The 24524-nt window shown below is 49.5% G+C and carries 17 protein-coding genes; 5 read left to right on the top strand and 12 right to left on the bottom strand.

The window, feature by feature from the left end:
- Positions 1–78: 78 nt before the first annotated feature.
- Complete coding sequence (locus ACN0YR_RS07655) at positions 79–261, bottom strand: YqaE/Pmp3 family membrane protein (RefSeq protein ID WP_417848608.1); 183 nt, start codon at positions 259–261, stop codon at positions 79–81.
- 498 nt (positions 262–759) lie between these two features.
- Between ACN0YR_RS07655 and ACN0YR_RS07650 the strand changes: the two genes are divergently transcribed.
- Positions 760–2544, top strand: a complete 1785-nt coding sequence (locus ACN0YR_RS07650) for a hypothetical protein (RefSeq protein ID WP_417848607.1) — start codon at positions 760–762, stop codon at positions 2542–2544.
- A 23-nt stretch (positions 2545–2567) separates the two neighbouring features.
- Here ACN0YR_RS07650 and ACN0YR_RS07645 read toward each other — a convergent pair whose 3' ends face one another.
- The 6 genes from ACN0YR_RS07645 to ACN0YR_RS07620 all read right to left on the bottom strand — a co-directional run bounded on the left by ACN0YR_RS07645 (position 2568) and on the right by ACN0YR_RS07620 (position 9894).
- Entirely contained in the window at positions 2568–3482 is a 915-nt protein-coding gene (locus ACN0YR_RS07645; protein WP_417848606.1) for an alpha/beta fold hydrolase, read from the bottom strand.
- A 507-nt stretch (positions 3483–3989) separates the two neighbouring features.
- A complete protein-coding gene (locus tag ACN0YR_RS07640; protein WP_417848605.1) occupies positions 3990–5192 on the bottom strand; it encodes a DegT/DnrJ/EryC1/StrS family aminotransferase in 1203 nt (400 codons plus the stop codon).
- A gap of 725 nt (positions 5193–5917) precedes the next feature.
- Positions 5918–6322 (bottom strand): hypothetical protein, encoded by a 405-nt coding sequence (locus ACN0YR_RS07635; protein ID WP_417848604.1) that lies wholly within the window; start codon positions 6320–6322, stop codon positions 5918–5920.
- A gap of 204 nt (positions 6323–6526) precedes the next feature.
- Positions 6527–8371 carry a glycosyltransferase family 39 protein gene (locus tag ACN0YR_RS07630; protein WP_417848603.1) on the bottom strand — a complete coding sequence of 615 codons (1845 nt, stop codon included), beginning with the start codon at positions 8369–8371 and terminating at the stop codon, positions 6527–6529.
- Positions 8372–8611: 240 nt separating this feature from the next.
- Positions 8612–9526, bottom strand: coding sequence for a tyrosine recombinase XerC (gene xerC, locus ACN0YR_RS07625; protein WP_417848602.1), 915 nt, complete (start codon positions 9524–9526; stop codon positions 8612–8614).
- Positions 9527–9582: 56 nt separating this feature from the next.
- Positions 9583–9894 (bottom strand): hypothetical protein, encoded by a 312-nt coding sequence (locus tag ACN0YR_RS07620; protein ID WP_417848601.1) that lies wholly within the window; start codon positions 9892–9894, stop codon positions 9583–9585.
- 212 nt (positions 9895–10106) lie between these two features.
- Between ACN0YR_RS07620 and argJ the strand changes: the two genes are divergently transcribed.
- Both argJ and ACN0YR_RS07610 read left to right on the top strand, forming a co-directional pair.
- Positions 10107–11303: a bifunctional glutamate N-acetyltransferase/amino-acid acetyltransferase ArgJ gene (argJ, locus tag ACN0YR_RS07615; RefSeq protein WP_417848600.1), complete on the top strand. Its 1197-nt coding sequence runs from the start codon at positions 10107–10109 to the stop codon at positions 11301–11303.
- 90 nt (positions 11304–11393) lie between these two features.
- Positions 11394–12329 carry a response regulator gene (locus ACN0YR_RS07610; RefSeq protein ID WP_417848599.1) on the top strand — a complete coding sequence of 312 codons (936 nt, stop codon included), beginning with the start codon at positions 11394–11396 and terminating at the stop codon, positions 12327–12329.
- Positions 12330–12548: 219 nt separating this feature from the next.
- Here ACN0YR_RS07610 and ACN0YR_RS07605 read toward each other — a convergent pair whose 3' ends face one another.
- From ACN0YR_RS07605 to ACN0YR_RS07590, 4 genes are all read right to left on the bottom strand, one after another.
- Positions 12549–13040: an FxsA family protein gene (locus ACN0YR_RS07605; RefSeq protein ID WP_417848598.1), complete on the bottom strand. Its 492-nt coding sequence runs from the start codon at positions 13038–13040 to the stop codon at positions 12549–12551.
- A gap of 462 nt (positions 13041–13502) precedes the next feature.
- Positions 13503–15365, bottom strand: a complete 1863-nt coding sequence (locus ACN0YR_RS07600) for a hypothetical protein (RefSeq protein ID WP_417848597.1) — start codon at positions 15363–15365, stop codon at positions 13503–13505.
- Positions 15366–16004: 639 nt separating this feature from the next.
- Complete coding sequence (locus ACN0YR_RS07595) at positions 16005–17906, bottom strand: c-type cytochrome domain-containing protein (protein WP_417848596.1); 1902 nt, start codon at positions 17904–17906, stop codon at positions 16005–16007.
- Between the two features lie 52 nt (positions 17907–17958).
- Positions 17959–18813, bottom strand: a complete 855-nt coding sequence (locus ACN0YR_RS07590) for an alpha/beta hydrolase (protein ID WP_417848595.1) — start codon at positions 18811–18813, stop codon at positions 17959–17961.
- Positions 18814–19338: 525 nt separating this feature from the next.
- Between ACN0YR_RS07590 and ACN0YR_RS07585 the strand changes: the two genes are divergently transcribed.
- Together ACN0YR_RS07585 and ACN0YR_RS07580 are read left to right on the top strand one after the other, a co-directional pair.
- Positions 19339–21360, top strand: a complete 2022-nt coding sequence (locus ACN0YR_RS07585; protein ID WP_417848594.1) for a prolyl oligopeptidase family serine peptidase — start codon at positions 19339–19341, stop codon at positions 21358–21360.
- 127 nt (positions 21361–21487) lie between these two features.
- Positions 21488–22201 (top strand): creatininase family protein, encoded by a 714-nt coding sequence (locus ACN0YR_RS07580; RefSeq protein ID WP_417848593.1) that lies wholly within the window; start codon positions 21488–21490, stop codon positions 22199–22201.
- 101 nt (positions 22202–22302) lie between these two features.
- Here the strand turns inward: ACN0YR_RS07580 and ACN0YR_RS07575 are convergent, their stop codons facing one another.
- Complete coding sequence (locus ACN0YR_RS07575; protein ID WP_417848592.1) at positions 22303–24486, bottom strand: sulfatase family protein; 2184 nt, start codon at positions 24484–24486, stop codon at positions 22303–22305.
- Between the last annotated feature and the right edge of the window lie 38 nt (positions 24487–24524).

Here is a 24524-nt window from a genome sequence, read left to right as displayed (position 1 = left end):
AGCTTACTTTATTTACTTTGCTCTCGTCGTCTGGGACCAGCCTGGCTACTGGTTTCATGTGCCAGTCAGGAAACGGCCTTATCGAGTCAGGATGATGTAAAATGCGTGGATCATTCCTGGTACCCAAAAGAAGAGGGTCAACAGGACATTTAACCAGAATTGCCCGGTAAGCCCAACTTCCATTGCGACACCTAACGGTGGAAGCAGAACTGCTGCAATGAGTTTCAATGGATCTGTTGCTGTGACTGTTTGCTCTTTCATGACAACCCTTTCTATGGTCGTGATTTTTTGAACTGACACTGAAACCTGAATTTGCTCACTTAAACAATGAGAAAACTGACTCATCCACGAGCTTTCGACTGGTTCCAGTTTCATTGACGTCTTTGATTCTCAAGTCATTTCAAACACAATTCAGGTTGCGATTGAAAGTAACTCTAAGACTTACTTACGCAGACTTCGTGCCAATTGAACAACATGAACCGGATTTGTCGTGTCATCAGTTATTTGTCTGGGAAACTGAATGATTCTGTACTTAAGTGTTGAGCATCTCATCGAACAACTGACGGATAGGCCCTCAGGAAGATCGATCATCGACCTGAGGTGCGTCGTGAGAACCAAAAGAGCAATTGCGGCTGTTCTCTGGATGAATCTGCAGAGACTTCGAGCAGCGACAGTTGTCGCCGTAGCGAAAGATTGGGAAGCGCCGTAAACTGCCAATGAGAATTTCACACAAGAAAAAAATCATCCGGATCAGGATTTATGAAGACGAAGAATTCGTGCGGCTTACGACTCAACAACTCTTTTCTAACGTTGTTTTTCCTCGCTTCCGCTTGTGATGCAGCTGAGATCTCAATTCAGGAATTGCGGAGAGTTCAGATTCCGGAAGCTCATCAGGCAGTCGCGGTCGATTCCTCTTCGTTCTATGCCATCGCCAACCGCTCAATTGCCAGATACGAAAAGGGAACCTCGAAAAAAATCGGGGAGTGGACAGCTCCGAATGGTTCCAACGTCTTGCACCTGAATAGTGGAACCGTGCTTGATGGAAAATTGTATTGTGCAAACTCAAATTGGCCGAAATCTCCTCTAAAAAATTCCGTAGAGATATACTCGACGGACACGCTCACACATGTCGCAAGCCGCACGTTCGAAATCACTGACGGAGCCATCAATTGGATTGAACGACATCAAGATGCGTGGTGGATTGTCTTTGCTTTTTATGGCGATGAAGTCAATCAAACATTCCTGGCCCGCTACAACAACGACTGGGAAGAGACAGGCCGATGGAAATTTCCAGAGACCGTTCTGAAACGCTTTCGACCCAATAGCAATTCGGGAGGCTCATTCGGCCCCAATGGGAATCTGTTTGTGACCGGACACGATCATGCTGAGTTGTATGTTCTGAAAGTCCCTGAACAGCCCGGAAAGTTGGAATATCTCATGACGGTTTCGGCCCCGATCGCTGGACAGGGTATCGCCTGGGATCACAGTGACGTCGGCACACTTTACGGAATCGTTAGGCAAAGCAAAGAAGTGGTCAAAATGCGGCTCTCCAATTCCGAGGCATATGCAGAATTGAAGCAGCCAGTTGAATGGATTCGAAACGAAAACAATCCAGTTCTCCCGCCTCGCAAGGGAGAGGGAACCTTTGATACGACTCGCTGTATGAATCCCTGGGTGGTTCGATCGGGCGACTCTTACAATCTGTACTACGGCGGAGGCAACGATCACGGCAGGCATACCATCGGAGTCGCAACCGCTGCGGTTGATGATGTCACTCAATGGGAGCGAAAAGGCCCGTTATTCAAGAACGGGCCAGCTGGTTCATTTGATGCTGTTTGGTGCGTGTTGCCGCATGCCGTGAAGATGAGTGACAGCCATTGGCACCTGTACTACACCGGGAATGCTGGACGTGGCTCGGGATTGAGTGCTTTTCCAGGTATCGGACTTGCGACGAGTCAAAATGGTCTCGACTGGATACGGCACGGAGAAACGCCGGTCCTCGCACCAAGTGGTGAGTCGGGTGCTCCTGATGCCATCGGCGTTGCCGGAGGATCGGTCCTGAAAGTCACTCAACCGGATGGGACTCAACAATGGCACTTCTACTACACCGGTTGTCCGACCACAGGTGTTCGTCACGATTTGAATCAACAGAAAGTGATCTGCCTGGCCGTCTCGGACGATGGAATCAACTGGGAGAAAAAAGGAGCAGTGATGTTGCGTGACCCAACCCGCAACTATGAAGACATTGCTGTCGCAGGTCCGGTCGTGCATCAGGAGAAAGATGGCTCATTTCGAATGTGGTACTCCGCCATTGGTTCCCGCTGGGGGTACTACTCAATTTGCTATGCCGAGTCCACAGACGGGATTCATTGGCGACGAGGCAAGAACTATGGAGACAATCTGCAACTTGCCCCAACAGGAAAAGGTTGGGAAAAACAGATGGTCGAATACCCCACCATCATTCGCGAGGGCGACAAGCTTCGCCTCTTTTACTGTGGAGATGGTTATGGAAGAACTGGAATCGGTACTGCTATCTCAAAATGAGGACGCAGGAAAGTGAACCTGCCTCAAGTTGAGGGTGTATCCGATTTCACAACCGAAAGAGGATTGCTGGAGAAAAACTCCTCCATGCGGGGGAGAATGATTTCGGGTGCATCTTCAAAAACGTAATGACCGGCATCGGGAATACGTAAGACATCAGCCTTTGGAAAACGTTTCTCCCATTCGTCCAGAAAGTTAGTGGTAAAGCACCAGTCTTTCTCTCCCCAGGGAAGAAGAAACGGATGGTCAGTGAATTGGCTCAGTCCCGCTTCAACATCAACCAAGGTTTTGTAGGTCGGGTGAGATTCCTTTAATGGAATTTCCTGAACGAAGCGGTGCACCGCGATTCGATTTGCCCAATTGTCATAAGGGAAGAGGTAGCCCTTTTTGATGGTGTCGGTCATGCGGTCTTTCTTTTCAATCGCCTGTGAAACCGCAGCTCCTGCGAAGAGATTGAAACCACGGACACCAACCGCTCCGAGCACGGGAATGCGGCAAAGTGCAATTCGAAATGGAATTTCCTGCGACCGAAATGCGGCAGTGTTCATCATCACGAAACGAGAGAACCGTACCGGCATCCGCCCAGCCGCTCCCATCCCAATACATCCGCCCCAGTCGTGCCCGACAAGCGTAATGTTCTTCAAATCGAGATGTTCGATCAGCGAACAGAGATTGCTGATATGTTGCTCAATTGTGTAGGCGTAATCCTGTGGCTTCTCGGAAAGCCCCATTCCCAGATGGTCGACCGCAAGACAACGGTGATTCGCTGAGAAGTGCTTGACGAAATTCCTCCAGGCAAAACTCCAAGTTGGATTCCCATGCACCATCAAGATCGGTGAGCCGGTTCCTTCGTCAATGTACGAATAGCCATGCCCATCGATCTCGGCCGATTTCGGATCGAAGGGGTATTCTTCACGAAGTGAATCAGGGAGACGAGTCATATTCACAAGGGGAAATTCTTGATGCAAGGTGGTCGAAAGATGGTCGATGCGGTGGCTGCAGAAGTTCAACTTCTGAAATCAGCACACTCTAATCGTGTGCAGCGTAATGTATTCCCAACCGTTCTGCGGAGCTATCCTCACATGTCTGAAAAGTGAGAACCTAGAGCATCTTTCAAATTGGTTTGCAGGTTCTGCCTCGTGGCGAACAGCATTTATACTGGAGAAACGCGTTCTTCACGAGCACACGGTAGAGCAAACTGCTCTAGATCACTTTGAATGGTTGCGGTGTCCGTGCAATTCGCATTCATGATGATATTGACTACTCACATCGATGCAGAAGCCGAATACCGATTCGAAAAGTGCGACATTGATTCCCGAGTTCATTTCGGGTGAAGTGCAGAAGCCCAGTTAATCGTGAGATCAGCGAAGGCTCGGCGAACAAAAAAACTCTCCGAGACCGTAAGGACCTCGGAGAGTTTTGGTTGCGTACTGAATTCAACAGCAGAATTATGCTGCCCGACGAACTGGAACGAATGATTCGGCGTCCATCTCAGCAAGGATTTGATGGATGTTTTCCACGACAACTCGCTGACGCTCGGCTCCGAGCTCAGCGTAGATTGGCAGTGCGATGGTTTCATCGGCAGCACGTTCGGCTTCCGGGAAATCTCCCTGCACATAGTGCAAGTTTGAGAAGCACTCTTGAAGATGAAGCGGCTTCGGATAATAAATGGAGCATCCGACTTGTCGCTCGCGAAGTCGTTTCAACACTTCATCACGTTGACCACCAGAAACACGAATCGTGAACTGGTTATAGACATGATGTCGCTCTTCCACTTGTTCCGGAAGTCCAACTCGCTCTCTGAGTTCAAACTCTGAAAAGAGTTCCTGATACCGCTGAGCGTTCTCTCGTCTGGCGTCAGACCAAGCATCGAGGTGCCGAAGCTTTACAGCAAGAACAGCTGCCTGAAGGGCATCTAAACGGCTGTTGATTCCGACATCAACATGAGTGTAGCCACCGACATCGCCATGAACGCGTAAACGTCGGAGGCGGGCTGCAAGGTCTTTGTCGTCTGTGGTCACGAGACCGCCATCTCCGGCTCCTCCCAGATTTTTTGTGGGGAAGAAACTGAAGCATCCGATCGAACCAAGGACACCCGCTTTACGGCCACGATAGGAAGCTCCAATCGCCTGGGCGGCATCTTCGATGATCGCAAGCCCATATTGAGTTGCAATTCTCCAGATGGGATCCATTTCTGCACATTGCCCGAAGAGATGGACAGGCATGATCGCCTTCGTCCGCCGGGTCATTGCGAGTTCAATTTGTTCTGTATTGAGATTGTAAGTCTCTGGATCGATATCAACAAAGACGGGAGTTGCTCCAGTCCGGACAATCGCACTTGCAGTCGCAAAGAAGCTGTAAGGCGTGGTGATCACTTCATCGCCTGGACCAATCTCGAGTGCCATTAACGCAAGCAGAAGTGCATCGCTGCCTGAGGCGCATCCAATGGCATGTGTAGAATCACAATACTCAGCAACTTGATTTTCGAAATTCGAGACTTCATCCCCCAGGACAAATGCCTGATTTTCAAAAACGCGTTGAACGGCCTCCTGAACTTCATCTCGAATGGTTTCATATTGAGCAACCAAATCGATGAGGGGGACAGGCTGTGTCGTGTTTTGCTGTGTGCCGATCGGTAAAATGTGCGACATTTGAGCGACTCCATTCGCTGTAACTTTATAACCGTAAGTCTTTACGGGTCTTGAGATGATGAAAAGTAGAAGGAGGCAACATTTCTGTCAAGACGTGGATTCGCCCGGTGGGCCTGGGAAAAGAGGAACAGGCAAGAATGGCCAGAGATGCCCTTAAAAGCTCGCTACATGGGCACGTCGAGCATTGAAAATGCTCCATGAATGATTAAGAAGTTATTAAATTGACGAAACCCGTTCTCCACGGACAAACGGTTGAGAAATCTGCCCTCAGAAAGAGAACATTTATTTTTTCTCAGATCGTGTAATTTTACTTTGTTTTGAGTTTCTCCAGAACCACATCTCTCTTCGAAACGGCGCTCGCTGTCTCTTGCGCAGTATTCATAAATGCTGCAAATCTTCAACTTTCGACGCTTAACACATTTCGGGGCGGCGGGAGAGACAAATTCGGGGAGGCAGATCTGTTCTTAGAGCCCGCATTGGCTGTGAGAGAGTTCATTCAGCAAGACTTTGGAGCCGCAAATCATCGTTTAGAGCAGTTTGCTCTTCCGTGTGCACGTGAAGAACGCATTTCTCTAGAACCAGTCCGAAAACTTCTGGAATAGTCGCTTTTCTCAACGTTTGAGAGAGCAATTTCAAATTTCAGGATCAGTTCTAGTCAAAGTGCTGTTCGCCACGAGGCAGAACCTGCAAACCAATTCGAAAGATGCTCTAGTTCCACAATAATTTTACATTTTGCGAATTCGTAATGCATTGTTTTTGCCCGGAAACTGATTCGAAGTGAATTCTTCGAGAACGGCCCAACCGAATGGCAGAGGCTGGCATTTCCAGATTGTCAGCTCAGAACCTGGGCGGGTCGGGAGTTTCTGGACCAAGAGTTGATGCGTTGTCGAACTGACTTGAAGAAGCGTGCAACGATGTCCAACGACAACCCAGTTTCTCGGAACGGGTTGATCAGCAGGGATCACAGCCTTCAAGCCGTCATCGTAGTGGGGGCGCAGATTTTTCAGACTGAATCGATGCTTGGGATATTTATACCCCAGTGCATCCAGAGAATCACTCGCACTTGCTCCATTCGAAAACGTTGCTGAGCAAATGAAAATCACTGAAAAACACAAGACAAACTTACGCATCCTTACACTCCGTTCTATCAGATTTCGGGCAAGCCTGTCGCCTGCGTAGACCGCGCACTCCCTTACAATCGAATTCGGACGCATCGGAGAACATGCTTGATTCTCTTTGCGTCATCCTGGGGAGTTAGAATCGGCTTGAAGAATTTCAACGTTACAATCGTCAAAAGCCGACCTGTCGCATTTTCTACGCATCCTGAGCTTGCATCAGTCTTGGCTCGGAATGTGATACAGGGTTACGGTTTGAAATTGCTTGAAGACTGCGAAGTCATCGGATTCAACCAAATCGTCGATCCCCAGTTCTGTCAGAACGGAACTCACCGATTGCTGGCCACTATGACTGACGACGACGACCGATTCATGAGCATTTTCGCGAGTCGGGCGGGAAAAGTGTTCGAGAGAGGAATCGTTTCGCAAGAAGTAATAAACAATTGGAGCGCTCGCAGGAGAGACAGTGATAATTGAAGTATTCGCAGCAACATGACCAGTTTCAATTTCCTGCTGAAGGAATTGGACGAGTTCAGCCGCCTCTGGGCATACCCCCGTTTCACGCGAATTTCGAATAGTCTGGTGCTGGACTTGCTGCATCACCGGCAAGATGACGATGACCGCAAACCAGACAGCCCGTATAAAATTTCTTCGCGGACGTTCTCTGCCAGAGAGAAGCAGTGCATATCCGCGTCCAGAATAGATTGCGAAGAGGGGAATGAGAAACAGCCCCACACGAGGTGGTGGAACGACACGCTGAAACACGAGGAAAAGCAAACAGATCGCTCCCGGGATCAACAGGGCAAAAATCTGCCTAAGGCTCTGCCCGACTGACTTCGCTGCCACGAGCCCAATAACCCCCAGTCCAAAAAGAAGGAGAATCGCGGGGAATGACCAGTCTCGAAACCAGAAAGAGAATCCTTCCGCAAGTCCGTTGACCAGCGACATCAAAAACTCAACTAATGATCCCTCTTGAACAAATCCTTCTCCGGTCAATGAATGTATCCCGGATGTGGCAATAACGGGAAGATAAAATCCAAGTGCAAGCAAACATGTCATCCCGACAGCGATCGACCATCTCTTCATGAATCGCAGGCGATCAGATTTTCTCCGAGAGGTGAGCATTCCCTGATACAAAAGCCAGCCCCAAACGAGAATGTTTGAATAGACCATTACCGGGATAGTCCACAATCCGAGGGCCGAGCAGAACGTCAGCAACCACCATTCCCAGCCAGTTTGATTCCGTAAGATGCGAACAGCGAACAGGATGTTCAGCATCGTGAGGCAGCAAATCAGGGTGTATCCCCGTCCCAATCCTGAATACTCAATCAGTGCCGATGAAACAGCAACCAAAGTTCCGGCAGCGATCCCTGCATCTCGACCAACAGTGATCCGGCCTGCCAAGAATGTGAGCGGAGCGAGTAGCACTCCAGCGATAAAGGCGGGCAAGCGGATGGCCCATTCCGCATTGCCGAATACCGTGGTCGAACAGTGAATCAGCAATGTGTTGAACACATGATTGTTTGGATCCTGGTATAACGAAATCCCCACAAACCATGGGGATTTTGCATACGTGAGGAACGTGTGTGCCTCATCGAATCGAATCGGTTCATGCAGATGCGACCAACGAAGTATGAAAGATAAGAGAGTCAGCCCCAGCAACCAGCCACGATTTTGATGAACCGACACTTTCAACCAACGGAACGAATTTCGACTTCGCTGTCCGACATCCATGGAGTCGAGACAACGCATGTAGAATCTCACAGATAATTTCGCGATCGCGAGACTAAGAAGGCTCAGTAGCAAACCGAGACTAAAGGCGATCCATCCCAGATTTCTATGAACTTGCTCGGTATATGGCTCTGCGGCCCCATCGCCAGAGAACTGGTCAAGAAAAGCACGAACAGCAGCAAATTCCATCCTCGACACAAGGATCAAGCTGAATCCAAGCCCGCCCAAGACCACGACGCAAATAAACTTCAATCGCTGAAAAAACTCAGGTCCGAATTTTGGGGAGGAGTTAGTCATCAACGCTTTGTATTCAATGAAGAAAGAATGCGACATGGCAACTCGAAATAGTGACTCATATTCAATGAGTCTTCGAGTGTGCAAATGTTGATGCAAACAAAGAGCGGGGCAGAGCAGGGCACAATCATCAGAGGGAATGCTTACGCAACGGCATCAAGCTGCCAGAAAGCAGAATCAGAACATGCTAAAAACAGTTACGTGTTTCCGGTCCCGTGGGGATCATCCCTTGCTGAATCACTCGTTAAATCAATCATAGAATAACGACTTCAGCGTCGGCTATTCATGATCATCATGATTTGAGTGCGGATGAGCGTGCTCGTACGTTTCGCGCATTCTTCGTGTACTCACGTGAGTGTAGATTTGCGTCGTTGTGAGACTTTTGTGACCGAGAAGTTCCTGAACACTTCTTAGATCTGCTCCCCCATCAAGAAGATGTGTCGCAAAACTGTGACGCAATGTATGCGGAGATGTGATTGAGTCCAGCCCGGCGATTTTGATGTACTTTTCGAGCATCCTCCCGATGCTGCGTGTCGTCAGTCGCCGACCGAAACGGTTCAGGAACAACGCGTTTGTCTCATCGGGAAGACCATTCGGATCAGGGCTTCGGACAGCTAACCAATGCTCAAGTGCGCGAACTGCATACGTTCCCACGGGAGCAATCCGTTCTTTCCTTCCCTTCCCGTACACTCTGAGGATATTCGCTCCGCGGTCCCAGCTGTCAACATCGAGCCTGACTAACTCTGCAACACGCAATCCGGCAGAATAGAGTGTCTCCAGAATCGCCCGGTCACGAATTCCCATAGGATCGTTCGCTGGTGGGGCTTCCAGAAGCTTTCCAACCTGGTCGGTTGTCAGGAAGTGTGGAAGTTTTCTTCCCGCACGAGGCGTTCGCAGGGCTTTCGCCGGGTTGGATGAGGTCAGCCCTTCACGAGTTGTGTAGCGATAGAAACTTCGCAGGGCAGCCAACCGGCGAGCGATCGTCGTACGAGCATATTCACATTCGTGAAGATACGAAACAAAGCCGCGTAAAACAGGAATGGTGATCGATTCCGGATGAGGGATTCCACCAACTCGCTCACGCAAATAATCGTAAAAGCTTTCGAAGTCGTCAGAGTACGACTTAATTGTTAATTCAGAGGCGTTCTTTTCAAGGCGCAGATAACGCAGAAAATCCTGGACTTCTGTCAGCACCGACTCTCCTCCCGAAGATTTTGAGGGGAACGCATCAACGCGAACTTCTCAATGACTCAAGCGGACCGTCGAAACGGCTTTTCGTTAGCTGCCAAAGATTGCGATTGGAGACGTCGTACTTTCTGGCTCAATACAGCAGCATCGTACCAGGTGAAATTCATTTCCGGATCGGCAGCATAGTGCCCCAGTGTTTGAAGAAGTTGTGGTGAACTTTCTTCATCAAAGACGAACACAAACCTCTCACCATCTTTCATGAGAGCAATGATATTCACACTTCCGTCCATCCATTCCACCTGCTTGGTGAGAGTTCTATCCCGTTTCGTTATCGGATTCCCAACCAAACAATCCCTAGCCAATTGCTCGGACATCGAGAGATTCCATCAAACCTTGCTCGACCCGACTCGCCATCCCTCACAACCCGATTTGTCCTCCTGATCTGAAATAATCTCCAGCGGACTCTACCTGACAAACGTTCACAGGGAGAATCTCTCCATAGACTTGCAAAGCGAGAGCGGAAACTGGAAGAATCCCCTTTCTTAAAGAACTTTCAGACTCTCACAACAAATTCAAAGACATTGATATGGCGGCAAAGCAACACACGCTCCCACAGGGATTTCAGACAACCGGAGTGACTTGCGGCATTAAGAAATCAGGTCTGCCGGACCTGTCTCTTTTCACCTCCGAGATCCCAGCGACGAGCGTCGGCGTTTTTACGCAGAACCAGGTTGTCGGAGCGCCGGTGATTGTGTCACGCGAGCGCGTTCCCAGTCCCTCCGTCCGCGGGATTATTATCAATTCAGGAAACGCCAATGCCTGCACTGGAGAGCAAGGTCTCACCGATGCCCGAGGGATGACGGCGATCCTCGCCGAGCAATTCGCCTGTGACGAATCCGATGTGTTGGTCTGTTCAACCGGTGTGATTGGCCACTTTCTTCCAATGCCTGTGATCGAGAACGGAATTCGAGACGCATTCAAACAACTCGGAAAATCATCTGAGGATCTCACCAAAGCTGCCAAAAGTATTATGACAACAGATACGGTCGAGAAGATCTCTTCGAAGCAGATCGATATCGACGGCACACAGATTACAGTGACAGGCGTTGCCAAAGGGGCAGCCATGATCGCTCCAAACATGGCGACAATGCTTTCCGTGATTATGACAGACTGTCAACTTGAAACGACACTCGCAGATTCAATGCTCAAGCAGGCTGTGAACCAAAGTTTCAATTGTATTTCGGTTGAGGGTCATACCAGCACGAGTGATACAGTCTTGCTGATGGCGAACGGGGCAGCCGGTCAAGCTTGCAACAGCGAGCAATCGCAGCAGGCACTGCAATCAGCCTTGAACGAAGTCTGCTCTGATCTCGCCCAACAAATTATCCGAGACGCTGAAGGCGCCGAACATTTTGTACGTGTCGAAGTCTCTGGCCTCGCAAATGAAGATGATGCGAGAAAGATTGCTAAAGTTGTATGTGAAAGTCCGTTAGTGAAAACCGCTGTGACCGGAAATGACCCGAACTGGGGACGTATCGTGTCCGCTGCAGGTTACGCCGGCGTGCCGTTTCAGGAACAGGATCTCTTACTCCGCTTGAACGATGTTGTCATCTACGAATGGGGTTGCCCAACAAGCTTCGACGAAAGTGCGCTCTCGACTTCGATGGCAACTGGAGAGGTCAAAATTCAACTCGAGTTTCGACTCGGAAATGCAAAAATGACTTATTGGACATGTGATCTCACTTCAGAATACATCCGCTTGAATGCTGATTATACAACATGATTTAGCGGATTGCAGACAAATGGGTTGCTCATGGACTCTTACTAAGACACAATGACATACCTACTTGTCGGAACTTGGGCGGAATAAAAAATGGCGAGAATTCTAGTTGTTGACGACAGCCTGGTTGATCTTCGGTTAGCAAGTCGACTGCTGGAAAAAAATCCGGACTGGGAAGTCTGCACTGCCAGGAACGGTAAAGAAGGTCTCATTCAGGTTGAAAATGAAATTCCGGACCTGATCGTCACCGACCTCAAGATGCCTGAAATGAACGGACTTGAGTTAGTTGAGGTGATCCGAAATGAATATCCGCTGGTCCCTATCGTCCTGATGACCGCTGCGGGAAGTGAATCGATCGCAGTCACTGCTCTTGAAAAGGGAGCCTCAAGTTATGTTCCGAAAAACGAATTGGCTTCGGAACTTGTTAACACTGTTGCTCGAATCCTTTCAACCTCCAACAAACGCCGCAAACAACGCCGTCTGCTCAATTACTTGACGTCAACTAGTTATGTCTTGGAAAACGATCTCGATCTGATCTCCGCACTCGTCGCTGAAATCCGAGAGACTGTTCAACAACGATGGATTTTCGACGAGAACGAAAGTTTGCGGTTAGCTTCCGCCGTCGATGAAGCACTCACTAATGCTTATTTCCACGGGAACCTTGAAGTCAGTTCCGACTTGCGCGAAGACGACCCGAATGCCTACCACGATTTGGCAAACTCTCGCCGGAAAATACTGCCGTACAGTTCTCGTTTGATTCACGTCAATCTTGAACTCAGTCGGGAAGAAGTCAAGATTACCATCCGTGATGAAGGTCCCGGATTCAATCCCGAAGGGCTCCCCGATCCGACAGCTCCGGGATACCTTGAACGTGCCAGCGGTCGTGGTGTCCTGTTGATGCGAGCGTTTACTGACGAGGTGCAATACAACAAAACCGGGAATGTCGTCACCCTGAAGAAGCGATCATCGAAAATCCAGGATGGAAACTACATCCTTGATGAGAATTCTGAGATTACTGAAGCTGGCTAAGAGCCACTCAGCTTACGACGGAGTCAATTGCCACGAAGATTCGATCATTAGTAGTGACTGAATCGCAGCATGATCAGAGAGAGTAAGTGCAGAGGTCGTGAATGTCATATTCGCAGGCTCGAGCAGTTTGCTCTACCATGGGCCCGTGAAGAACGCATTTCTCTCGTAAAAATACTGTTCGCCACGAGGCAGAACCTGCAAACCAATTCGAAAGATGCTCTAACTGGGGCGATCATCGGTTAGCTTGCTCTCAACCGGGTCTACAACAAAGACTTCAGGCTGAGCCCCAGCGCCAGAACCGGAGCTGAAACCGGCACGGTGGATCTGAACATTCCCCTTGAACCACCTCATCATGCGTGTTCTATAGAAGGACCGGCTGGCTGGGATCAGCAGGCTGAATCCGAAGATGTCTGAGAGAAAACCTGGCGTCAGTAAAAGTGCCGCTCCGAATAGAACTAGAATTCCGTCAGCGAGTGCTTGACCTGGGACTTCTCCTCGCCCCATTTGCCCTCGCACTTGACGAATCACGCCCAGTCCTTGCTGTCTCGCGAGCGTCGCACCCAGAATTCCTGTGACGACAATACCTCCCAAAGTGACCAAGAGCCCAATTCCGTTTCCCCACACGGAGGAAATGGCATGGTGGACTTGAAGTAGGATCACCAGTTCAACGAAAGGGACCACCGTGAACAGAAATAGGAGTCGAATCAACATGCCATCATTATTGCGTCCCGCAGCGGGATGCCAAGTGCTGATCGGAACCGATTTCAAATGAATTCAAGACTCTCGGTGATTGCTGACCAAATCCACAATCCCAATGCGGTCCTTGAAAATTTTCGTGCTTCTCGCGCAGGTGGAGGGGTGCGATTCATGTAGGAACTCGCACACATCCACGAGGCAGAATGCGTTGAATCATTCCCAAAGAGGCCCTGCCAAACCGGGACGCTCCAGGATCCCGGTAGAACAGACTGCTCCCAGGAGCAACCTCAAAACAGCTTCCCAAGAACAGTATCCCAAGAACAGCCGTCTGAGCGTTTGTCTCGAATCAAATCCGCTTCGCGCTCAGAACCGGGACTATTGCCCCCCGGCTGATTCTGATTCAACAAACCCTGGTTTACTCACCGGACAATTTCCAAGGCATTCGGACAACAACACCCGTAGTCCGATAGACCTTTCTTACTTGTCTGCTTCAGGAGACTCGGTCTTTTTTCCTGGAAGATATTCTTCTGAAAGGTATTCTGCAAACGGTTCAAACTGAATCTCCGGCTCACTCTCAGTCACAGGTTGACTCTCGGTGACAGGCTCACTCTCAATGACAGGTGCACTTCCTGCTGCAGGTTTAATCTCCGGTGCTGGTTCACTTCCGGGTGGCGGCAAGAACGAAGGCTCTGGATCAGTCACGAGACGAGCAGCCTGAACTGTCACTGGACCTTCAGTATTTGTCGCCTCACGAATGTTAAGAGCCACTTGCTGACCAGCTACGGAAATATTCGAAATCTGCATATGTGACGGTGATGAGATGGCAATCGGTCCTCGTCCGAGGGTGTTATTTTTGCCTTGGAGTTGTAGACGTATCACTGTTTCATCGGGGTAGGTGAGAGCAATTTCGATCTCCGGCTCAGGAGTCGAACTTCCGATCGGCGAGCCCCAGTCGACGTGATTCGCGTATCGCAAATCATAAAAACCGCGTTGCATCACAACTTGAGGATCATCCAAAACACGCCCTCCTTGCTTCACTTCGAAACTTGCAAGATGCAATTGCCAGGCGTGGCTGACTCGTAATGTAAATTCATCTTTTCCGAACCGATTTTGAGGTGTCGCTGTCAGCGAAGCCAAAATATTTCGCATCACATGTGGAGGAGTACGCTTTGCTCCAACGAGCGCGGCACAACGAAGCAGAACTGGTGCGGGCATATGTGCCACACGCTGCTGATTGTTGAGCATCTTCACAATCTTCTCTTCGTCACGTGCATAAAAATAGAGAGACGCCAGGAAGATCGTACTTTGCGAGGCTTCGATATCGACATCGAGATTCCTGAGAATCGCATCTTCTGCCATCGCAATTCGGCCATGACGTTGCAGAATTCTCGCAGCGATCAGATTCGCTTCCCAAACATCGGGTGAGTATTCAAGTGCTCGTTCAGCCGAGGCGACAGCAAGATCGCTTCCAAGGTAATCCTGAATTGCAGCTTTGTTCGCCATTGCAGTTGCAAGCATGTCATCTTTACGGAAGTGACCGCTGCCAATTTTATCCAGATACGAATAGGTCTCGATCGCTTCTGACAATTTCCCTAATTCCTGCTGAGTTCGACTCAGGTAGTACCAGAAGGGTGGATACGCTTCCATATAGGGTTTCATTCTGTTCAGGATGCGCAAGCGAGTTTCGAGATCCTGCTCAACGACTGCTTCTTCCAGAGAATCAAGATCATCGCCACGAACCAGCCAACGATCTGGAATCTCTTTCTTGCGCGCCATCTCCCAGAACGTATCCAAGAGCTGGTTGGACCGTTTCAGCAGACCTGAAATCTCGACCTTTTCAATCTTTAAGATATCGAGATCGCGCTGATAGGTTTTGTTCCGATAGTCCCACCAGCTGTTTGCTCCAGTTTTGACAGCGCTTCCAAACTGGGCTGTGGCAAGCTCAGTCCCAAAGGCAAGTGCATCCCAGGTGATTTGTCGGCGAACCGAACTTTTGTGATGCCGATGTCGCAGTTGCTTTTCACTATCGGTAATGTTGACTTGAGAGATCTCATCAAGGACTGATGTATAGAGTGAGATCACTTCCTTGTCATGAACCTGAGTCAGGTTCAAGTTGTTGAGAATCTTCTCTTCTTCTTCCCGAAGAACCTCGGCATTCGGGTTTTTGCGAATGCGATGAAAAGCTGCACGGCAGTAATTCAACGCAACGGCAGTACGTAACGCGTCCTCTCGAACTTCGCTTTTGTTTTCTTCACCTTCTGCAAAGAGAGATGGCGTGAACATCAGAAGCAATGAGAACGACATTAAGATCAGGCGAGGTTTCAACGATATTTTAGGCATGGCTCAAACTGGTTGAAACGAGTGGATAGGACTGCTGATCAAATTTACTCATCAATTGATCAGACTTCAGTCTTGATAATGCAGACCGCGTGCCTATTCCTGAATTTCATTTCGTAATGCGGGTTAACGAAGCTTTTCGGGCTCCCTAGAGTCTCAGGGAACACCCCATCTTCACTGATTGCTACAACAGCCACTTTCAACCGGCAGGAACCGCCGCCCCACTCACCAAGGTGGGTACTGAAGAAAAGAGCAAATTCGTAAAACCTGCAAATCCCATTGCAAGGCTTACCAGAAATTGAGTGCACTGTTATGAGAAAAAACTAGAGAGACACGAAAAGAAATTCTTCAATCGTAGTGATTGATCAGAATAAAAATCGCTATTCAGGATTCATTAGAGCAGTTTGCTCTACCGTTTGCCGGGAAGAACGCATTCCTCTAGTAAAAATGCTGTTCGCCACGAGGCAGAACCTGCAAACCAATTCGAAAGATGCTCTAAAGCAATTCCCGAACTAGAGGCGCGTGATGACTTTCGTGTTTTACCTGAGGTGGAAGCGTTTCACCATGAGTCTCTCATCACGAACAACTCGTCACGAGCATCGAAAACACGAAAGCTCCATAGTGAATTACTCTGCGGGTAATTTACGGATTTGAAACTGGCGGCTTTGAAACTGCCTCTGGCTTTGCAAACCAGGTTCGAACCGGCTTCTCTTCCGTAACCAGCCAGAGATGCAATTCTCCATTAAGAGAGCCTGTCACGACAAAGGTATCCGAGACTCCCAAACTGAGAAGCTCGCCGACTGGACCGACTCTGGTCTTCTCAACTTTGCTATCGGCGGCCGCGTGGAGACGAAGTTTTTTGTCCGTTGATGTCGTCGCCAGTTTCCCATCGCTTAACAATTCCATGGCTGAGACTATCCCTGCAAAGCCAGCGACGTTTCGAATCTCTTTTGCATCCGCAATGGACCAGACGCGAATTCGTCGATCATCGCCCCCTGAGACAACTTCGTTTCCAGATGCCATAAACCGAACGGCATTAACGACATTCCCATGACCGTTGAATGCGATGATATTCTCTCCGGTGGAAAGATTAAAAACCTTTGCGGTTTTATCGCGACTTGCAGAGACCAATTTGCTTCCATCAGGAGAAAAACAGACATCGGTAACCCAGTCGGAATGGGCATGAATCGATTGCGTTTTGGCCCATGTTTGTCCATCGAAAATGTGAATTTGCCCATCCGCCCCACCAACAGCTAGCTGCTTCTGATCTGAAGAAAAAATCAGACAAGTGATAATTGACGGTGAGACGTGAAGGTGATTCACTTTCTTTGAGCTTGCCAAATCGACGATGATGACTTCTCCCACTTCCCCCGGAGTTCCAGCTCCGACAGCAAGTATGTTTGAGTCACCCTGAAATTTCAGTGAATAGATACGTTCCGGGAAACCTGAAATCCGGTCAAGAATTTCGCCGCTTTCCATCGACCAAACCAGAATCTCATGGTACCCCGATGAAACAACTCGTTTTCCATCTGCATGAATTGCAACAGCTTCAACTGGAACCGGATAAGGGTAAGCCTCGGGAGGTAGTGGATAGGTTGGACGAGACATCACTTCGATGAGAGAAGTCCCGGGGTCAAGTTGCGAATCATACTGTGCTCCTAATGCGACCCAGCGAGTAATAAGCGAGATTTGTTCCGGGCTGAGAGGGTCATCCTCTTTCGGCATCGATCCATCTTCAATCATAGTGACCAACGTCGAAAGCCCCGGTGATTCAAAATCGAAGAGCTCCCCGGACTCACCGCCGTGCAGCATCTGAGCATACGAATCAAACTTCAGCTGACCACGTGGTTTGGATTCGTTGTGGCAGGCGAGGCATCGCTTTTGAAGGATTGGTGCAATCTCGTCGCTGAAAGAAACCCAGTTTTTATGCTGAATCGCTAGCTTTCGGACTTGCTGCCATTGTGAAGCCTCCAGTTTCTTGAACTCCTGCAACTTTGCAGACGCCTTTTTGACCTCTTCCTCCAGACTCATGAGCGCAACCATTTGCTTCATCGATGCGGCTGCTAGTTCATCCACTTTCTTATTTGCTTCAGCTATCGAATTTTGAATCTTTTTGACTGCCGCTTCCCGAGTCTCAAATTCCTTCTTCGCGACCTCGGCAGCAAGCTTGGCAGCCTCGACCTCTTCCTTCGCCTCTTCTTGAAGTTTCACCTTGGCGTCAAGTTCTTTTTTCGCAGCCTCTGACTGCTTTTGTGCTTCGACAATCTCCTTCTTGAGTTCAGCAAGTTGTGACCGCAACTCCTTCTGCATCGCCTCAATCGGGACCAGTGAGAGCTTGACCTGTTGAATTTCTGAACGACTCGTCGCGATCTTAGCAGCGTAAGATTTTCTTTGAGCATGTTGCTCGATCGCAACGCGACGCGCTGCTTCTGTATTCGCGTGTAGCTCAACTTCTTCTGAGTATGCGTCGAGACACAACACCGCTTCAAACAGAAACACTGGCAGGAGGGCGGTAACAATCAATCGAAGCGGTAATGAGGGCATAGTCAAGAACCATTGGAGTTCTGTGGGAAGGGACGCGAATCGCAGGTAAGGCTCACGATTTCTTCAGCCAGCCCAATCGATCCAACCAATCTTCACACAACTCTGTCCAACGTGTCACAGGTTGATCTTTCACAGTCCGCAACCCATATCCATGGCCACCCGACTCAAACAAGTGAAGTTCTGAGGGAACGCTTTTGCGTTTGAGTTCGGTCATCAGAGAGAGGCTACTCATTGCTGAAACTCCATCATCAAAAGCATGCACCAGAAATGTCGGTGAGGCTTTTCCCGTAACTTTCAAATCTTCAATGAGGCTGTCATCGTCATTTACCAACCAGGCGGGGTAGACCAGAATTGTCGCGTTGGGAAGACACGACTGTTTGTCGATCTCATCTTTCGCTTCATACTGTCTTTGTGACGTATATGCTGTTCGGGCAGCGGTGTGACCACCTGCAGAGAACCCAAGCACCGCGATTCGCTCGGGGTCAATTCCCCATCCTTTCGCATGGTGTCGCGTCAGACTGAGCGCACGTTGAGTATCCTGAACAGGAGCCTTCCATTTCATCTTCTGCTGACTTGTCGGTACACGATATTTCAAAACGATGGCACTCACACCCATCGTATTCAGCCACTCAGCGACTTCTGTCCCTTCCAGATCCCAGGCAAGAATATTGAATCCTCCTCCAGGGCAGATAATGACTGCGGAACCGTTGCGAGTTTCCTTGGGTGGTAAAAAAACATGCACTTCTGGATGAGCGACATTCTTCAGTTTGATGATTCGGCGACCCGCAATGAGCCGGTCAGTCGGTTTGGTAATGTCCACTTCAGGGCCGACGTCCAGTTGCTCTCCGGGAGGATCGTTCGCCCAAAGTTTGATGACGTCATCCCCGTAAAGATCTGTCTCATTCATTAGCTGAAAACATCCACAAAACAGAATTATCAAGACGAATCGGATCATATCTTTTACCTGAAGCATATTTGAAAGAGATGTACGCAATCTGTGTCGTTTTCTGTTTCGAAGATAAGGAGGTCACCAGTAAATGAAAAGCACTCTTCACAAACGCAGGAAACAGGAATGACTTCGAACTCAGTGGCGATTTGAGATTTCAATCAAGGCTGTAGTTGAGACTGTCGCTCTCACACCGGTCACTCAAGGAAAGGATGAGACAACCTCACCACAAAGACGGAGCGAATAGCGACTTGAATTCAACAGCACCGCTTTTGGGATCGGACAATACTATTGTCTTTACACGCTACTCGGAACGGAAACGTTTGTCTAGAACAGGCGCGGTTTTGCAATCCTCTGCGTAGAATCCATCACGACAGCCTAGAGAATCCGTACACTCCACCGCTTGACCAATTCGAACCGACGAGCCATCTTACAATGACATGAATTCAATTTGACTCATCACAAGATTGAAGGTCGAGACCGAATATGTCGAAGTTCGTACACCTCTTTATTTTACTTTGCTTACTCTCAGCGCAGTCCGCGCTGGCCGATGGACCTCAAGACAACTCCGTTGATAATGTTCGTCCCGTTCCGCAAGTTGGCATCGAAATTCCAGAAGAAATCAAGGTGGAACTGCAAGCACAACTTGACCAACTGAAAGCGAAGATTCAAGAGCTAAAAACTCCGGAACACAAACAGATTCACCATCTCATTCCCGATGTGGAAGTCTTCCATCGTGCGGTGACTCAGACGTTGCAGCATCGTGAAATGTTCCACGAACGGGACATCAAAACTTGCACGGCGTTACTTGAAACAGGCACCGAGCGTGCCGAAGCACTTAAACTCGGCAAAGCTCCGTGGACTCGACAACACGGGCTTGTTGTTCGAGGTTTCATCTCCGATTTAGATGGATCGGTGCAACCGTACGGTCTCGAAATTGCAGACGATTACGATTTCGACAATCCAAGACCGGTTCGCTGCGATATTTGGTTTCACGGACGTGGCGAGCGGACAATGGAGATCCATTTCCTTGCGCAACGGAACCGCCTCAAAGGACCATACCCACCGACCAGCGGCATCGTGCTTCATCCATACGGAAGGTTTTCCAACGCGTTCAAATTCGCTGGCGAGGTCGACACGCTCGAAGCACTGGAACACGTCGAGAATAACTACCAGATTGATCAAGATAGAATCTCAGTGCGAGGTTTTTCGATGGGAGGAGCCGCGTGTTGGCAATTCGCTGTCCATTATCCAGATCGCTGGTTCGCAGCCAATCCAGGAGCCGGATTCTCTGAAACTCCACTCTTTCTCAAATCATTTCAAGGCGAGACACTGAACCCACCATGGTATGAAGAAAAGCTGTGGCGAATGTACGACTGCGACAAATGGGCAGACAACCTATTGCAACTTCCAACTGTTGCTTACAGCGGAGATATGGACTCGCAGAAACAAGCTGCGGATGTGATGGAAGAGGTACTGAAACGCCATGGGATCGACTTGATGCACGTCATCGGTCCGGATACGGCTCACAAAATTCATCCCGAATCGAATCAAATCATTCGAGCGAAGTTCGACTCTCTGGCAGAGCGGGGGCGCGAGCGATTCCCAAACTCTGTCCACCTGACAACTTTCACACTGAAATACAATCGATCCAACTGGATCACCATTCATCGCTTAAAAGAACATTGGGAACGAAGCACGATCCGCGCGAACATCACATCCAAGAACAGACTCGAAGTCGCCACCGATGGAATTACCGAGTTTTCGATTAACTTCCCTGCGGGACACTCTCCATTCGCACTTCTGGAAGTCGTCAAAGTCGTCATCGATGGACAAGAAGTCTCCATGGTGAAAACCAAATCGGACCTCTCGCTCAACGAACATTTTCATCGCCGAGGTGACCAATGGTTCTCAGGTCCCAGCGAATCCAAGATTCCTCTGAAGAAAGCTCACAACCTGCAAGGCCCCGTCGATGATGCGTTGATGTCAGCATTTCTTTTCGTCTTACCGACCGGTGATAACGAACTCCCAAACTTGAAAGAATGGGTTGATGCCGAGATGTCGCGAGCCGTCAAAGAATGGCGGCGTCACATGCGGGGCGATGTGCGAATCAAGAAAGACACCGAGGTTACCGAAGAAGACATTGCCAACTACAACCTGATTTTGTGGGGGACTCCGAAGACAAATTCGCTGATCTGGAAAGTCGCGAAAGATCTTCCGATTCATTGGGGCGATAACACCATCAACGTCGACGAGAAAAAATACAGCAACGAAGAGCACATCCCAATTCTTATTTACCCGAACCCACTGAACCCAAAAAAGTACGTCGTCCTCAACAGCAGTTTCACTTACCGGGAATACGACTATCTCAACAACGCCCGGCAAACTCCGAAACTCCCTGACTGGTCGATCATCGACATCACCACTCCGCCAAACTTTCGCTGGCCCGGAAAGGTCATCGACGCCGGATTCTTCAACGAAAACTGGGAGTTGAAGACAAACAATTGAAATGTCATTCATAAAAGCGACTCAGACTCAATTTTCCTGAGCCTCTTTCCCACCATAATTGTCCAACAACGTCGAAAAAACTCTCCACATCAACACCTGAATCCCAACTCCTAACTTTTAGCCAAACATGTCTGACTCAAAACCTATTCTGCTTCACAAGCATACTCGTAAAGAGTTCCGCACGCGGTTTGCAACTGGTGAACTCAAGGCCTGCATCATTCCGATCGCAGCCATTGAACAACACCTCGAACATTTGGAGATGGAGCATGATTGGCGTAGTGCCACTCACATTGCCAGTCAAGTTGCCCAGCGACTCAGCCCGAACGTGCTCGTCGCTGAAGGCGTTATGGCGGGCATTAGTGAACACCATATGAGCCACCCGGGTACACTCACTCTCAGTCCGGCAACGTTCCTGGCAGTCCTCACCGATTTGATTGACTCCGTCGTTCGAGCTGGTTTCAAAAACGTTTTGGTCCTGAACGGTCATGGAGGAAACATCATTCCATGCGAAGCCGTCTGGGATCAGCTGTTGCGGCGTTTTCAAGTGAACTTGCAGTTCCTGCCATACTGGAATGTCCTCAACCGGGAGGACGCAGAACTTCTCGAAACCAAATCAATTCCGGGACATGCACAGGAATTTGAAACCGCATTCGCCATGGCGGTCTTTCCAGAAAACGTCCGAGAGCATGAGCTCTCCAATCAACCGGACCCCGCACCCGCATTAGCAAAACCGGAAGCAGGACAAGAGCTCATCAATCGGGTCGTCGACCGTGTCTCAGCTCATCTCGAAGAAATGATCAATGGAAAGTCAGTCGTCGCGACACCTCCATTTTTCCCGTAAGCAATAGGCTGCTGCGTTTCTGGAAACATGCGAACTGAATGCCGATTTGAATCGCTGGGGTTCCTCGATCAAACCGATGTGCCGTGAGGCATCGTGGTTGGTTATTCGACGTTTTTAAGCAGCCGAACCGTGAGTGACTGGAGTCGCCAGCGTCCTGGCGATTCCACTCCGTAGTGTGGACGGCTGTCGAGCGTGAAGATTTCCCCCGCTTTCAGAACTCCGATATCGCTTAAAATTCCGGACTGATCTTGAGCGTCATTATCTGCATCAGTGCAATAAATCGCGAGCGGAGAGTCGTCGCCAACCGTGTAGTACCCTCCACAAACGCCGTTCCCAGCGACAATCGCAGCGGACTCAACAATCACATCCTGATCAAAGCGGATTTGCAAACTTTCACCACTTTCCACTTGATCGAACTCGCCACCCGAGACACCGAGTCCTCTCGCATTGGGACGGAACTGACGATCATCAGCAACAGCCTTTCCTTCAACAGATGCACTGACTGTCATCTTCAATGATCGACCGCGAAACGATTTCGACTGGATGTTCACTCCGCTGATCGATTGACCGTCAAAGTGGTCACCAATTTGATCAACGACCAAGGGGCCGTGATGCTCGTTGAATTCTTTTTTCGGAAGACCGAATTCGAATCGAACACGCTCATCAGATGCAAATTCAACCAGACGATGGCCTCCCACGTTGCGATGCAATTCAGCAATCATCCCGAGACGCCCTCTTTGCAAATTGAATGGTTCAAAGCCGCCAAGATCCGTGGTCTCCTGTAAATCGGTAAAGAGATTAAACAATTCTGTCGACTGAGCTGTCCCGCTTCGCAGTAATTCTGCATCGAAAAAGATTTTCCAAAGAGCAGGGGCTTCGCCTCCCAGTCCGAGCTCATCAAATCGCATCGCACAAGCAGCATGGTCCTCTGCCTGTTTGTGATCATTGAAAAACATGGGGCGGTACGGAATTGGCTCGCCTGCCATCGCATCCAACACGCTGAAGCTATCTTCCGCCCCTTTTTCTCCATCGCGAAGGTTAGGAAGCGGCTGATCGATCAAGTCAGCAAACGTTGCAAACAAATCCTGCAAACCAATCAAAGAAAAATTCGTTTGCCCCATCGTTTCTTGATTCCCATCGCCGATACCTGCTTGCGGATACGACACCAGAAACGGAACACGATGCCCCCCTTCATAACAAGAGCCTTTATTGCTTCGTAGCGGCCCCGTCGCGGTGTTGTCGTCCTTCTCTGCTCCGTTGTCGCTGGTAAATATGACCATTGTGGTCTGGAGCAATTTCATCCCAGGCTTACGTGGATCATCATGCGTTTCGAGATAATCGAGCAGCCTTCCGAGCGCAACATCATTTTCGTAGATGAAATCGCTTCGACGGTCCATCGGTTCGCCTGCCACATTTCGAGAGGCCCCCGCGACCGGAACATCGCCAATCTGATCGGACGGAGTATGCGGTGTGTGATTCGAATTACTTGCGTAATACAAAAAGAATGGAGACATTTTCGTCTCAGCATGTTCGAGGTGCTGAGATAGAAAACTCATTGCCTTGTCGGAATGGCGCTCGCCGAGATCTTTCAAAATGTACGCCTGCGGGATTTCCTTTGCGATTTGCCGACCATTGTTCGTCGCTCCGATGACAGTACGACCGTCGATATGTCCCGGCCCGACCTTCTGGTTTGGCCCATTCTTCTTTTGATGTGGCTGCGGACCTGAAGTCCCATGCGAACGTGATGTGATCCAACAGTGATCAAAGCCATGATCGAGTGGTGTATCAAACAACGGTTTTCTTAGATCCGCATCTTCAAAACCCGCAGCCGGGGAACCGTCGGACCGTCGATATCGCAATCCAATGTGCCACTTTCCGACCATCGCGGTCTGATAGCCAGCATTATTAAACAGCGTCGCAATCGTCGGCCGGTCCCGTTCAATCATTGGATCTCCCTGGGCACCAAAGAGGACCCAGTGCTTCAACCGATTCCGCCACGGATACCGCCCGGTCATCAATGCATATCGTGTCGGCGTGCAGCGACTCGAGGGAGTATGCGCATCCACAAAGCGGACTCCCATCCGCGCCAACCTCTCCATACTTGGCGTATGAACCTGATCCTGATCACTGTTGCCCGTCAAATCCTGATACGCGCTCGTATCACCCACCCCCATATCGTCCGCCATGATCAGAATGACATTCGGGTGATCATTTGCGAGAAGCGGTGCTTGACAGAAACTGACAAAGCAGAGCACGGCGGAGGTCAGCGATTCTCTCAAAGACATGATCTTTCCTCTGGCTTTTTCGATATTGTCGATACATC

This window comes from Thalassoglobus sp. (genome assembly GCF_048270125.1).
Taxonomy (GTDB): Bacteria; Planctomycetota; Planctomycetia; order Planctomycetales; family Planctomycetaceae; genus Thalassoglobus.
The sequence above is the reverse complement of the archived record's forward strand: the minus strand, read 5'-3'. Positions and strand labels throughout refer to the sequence as shown.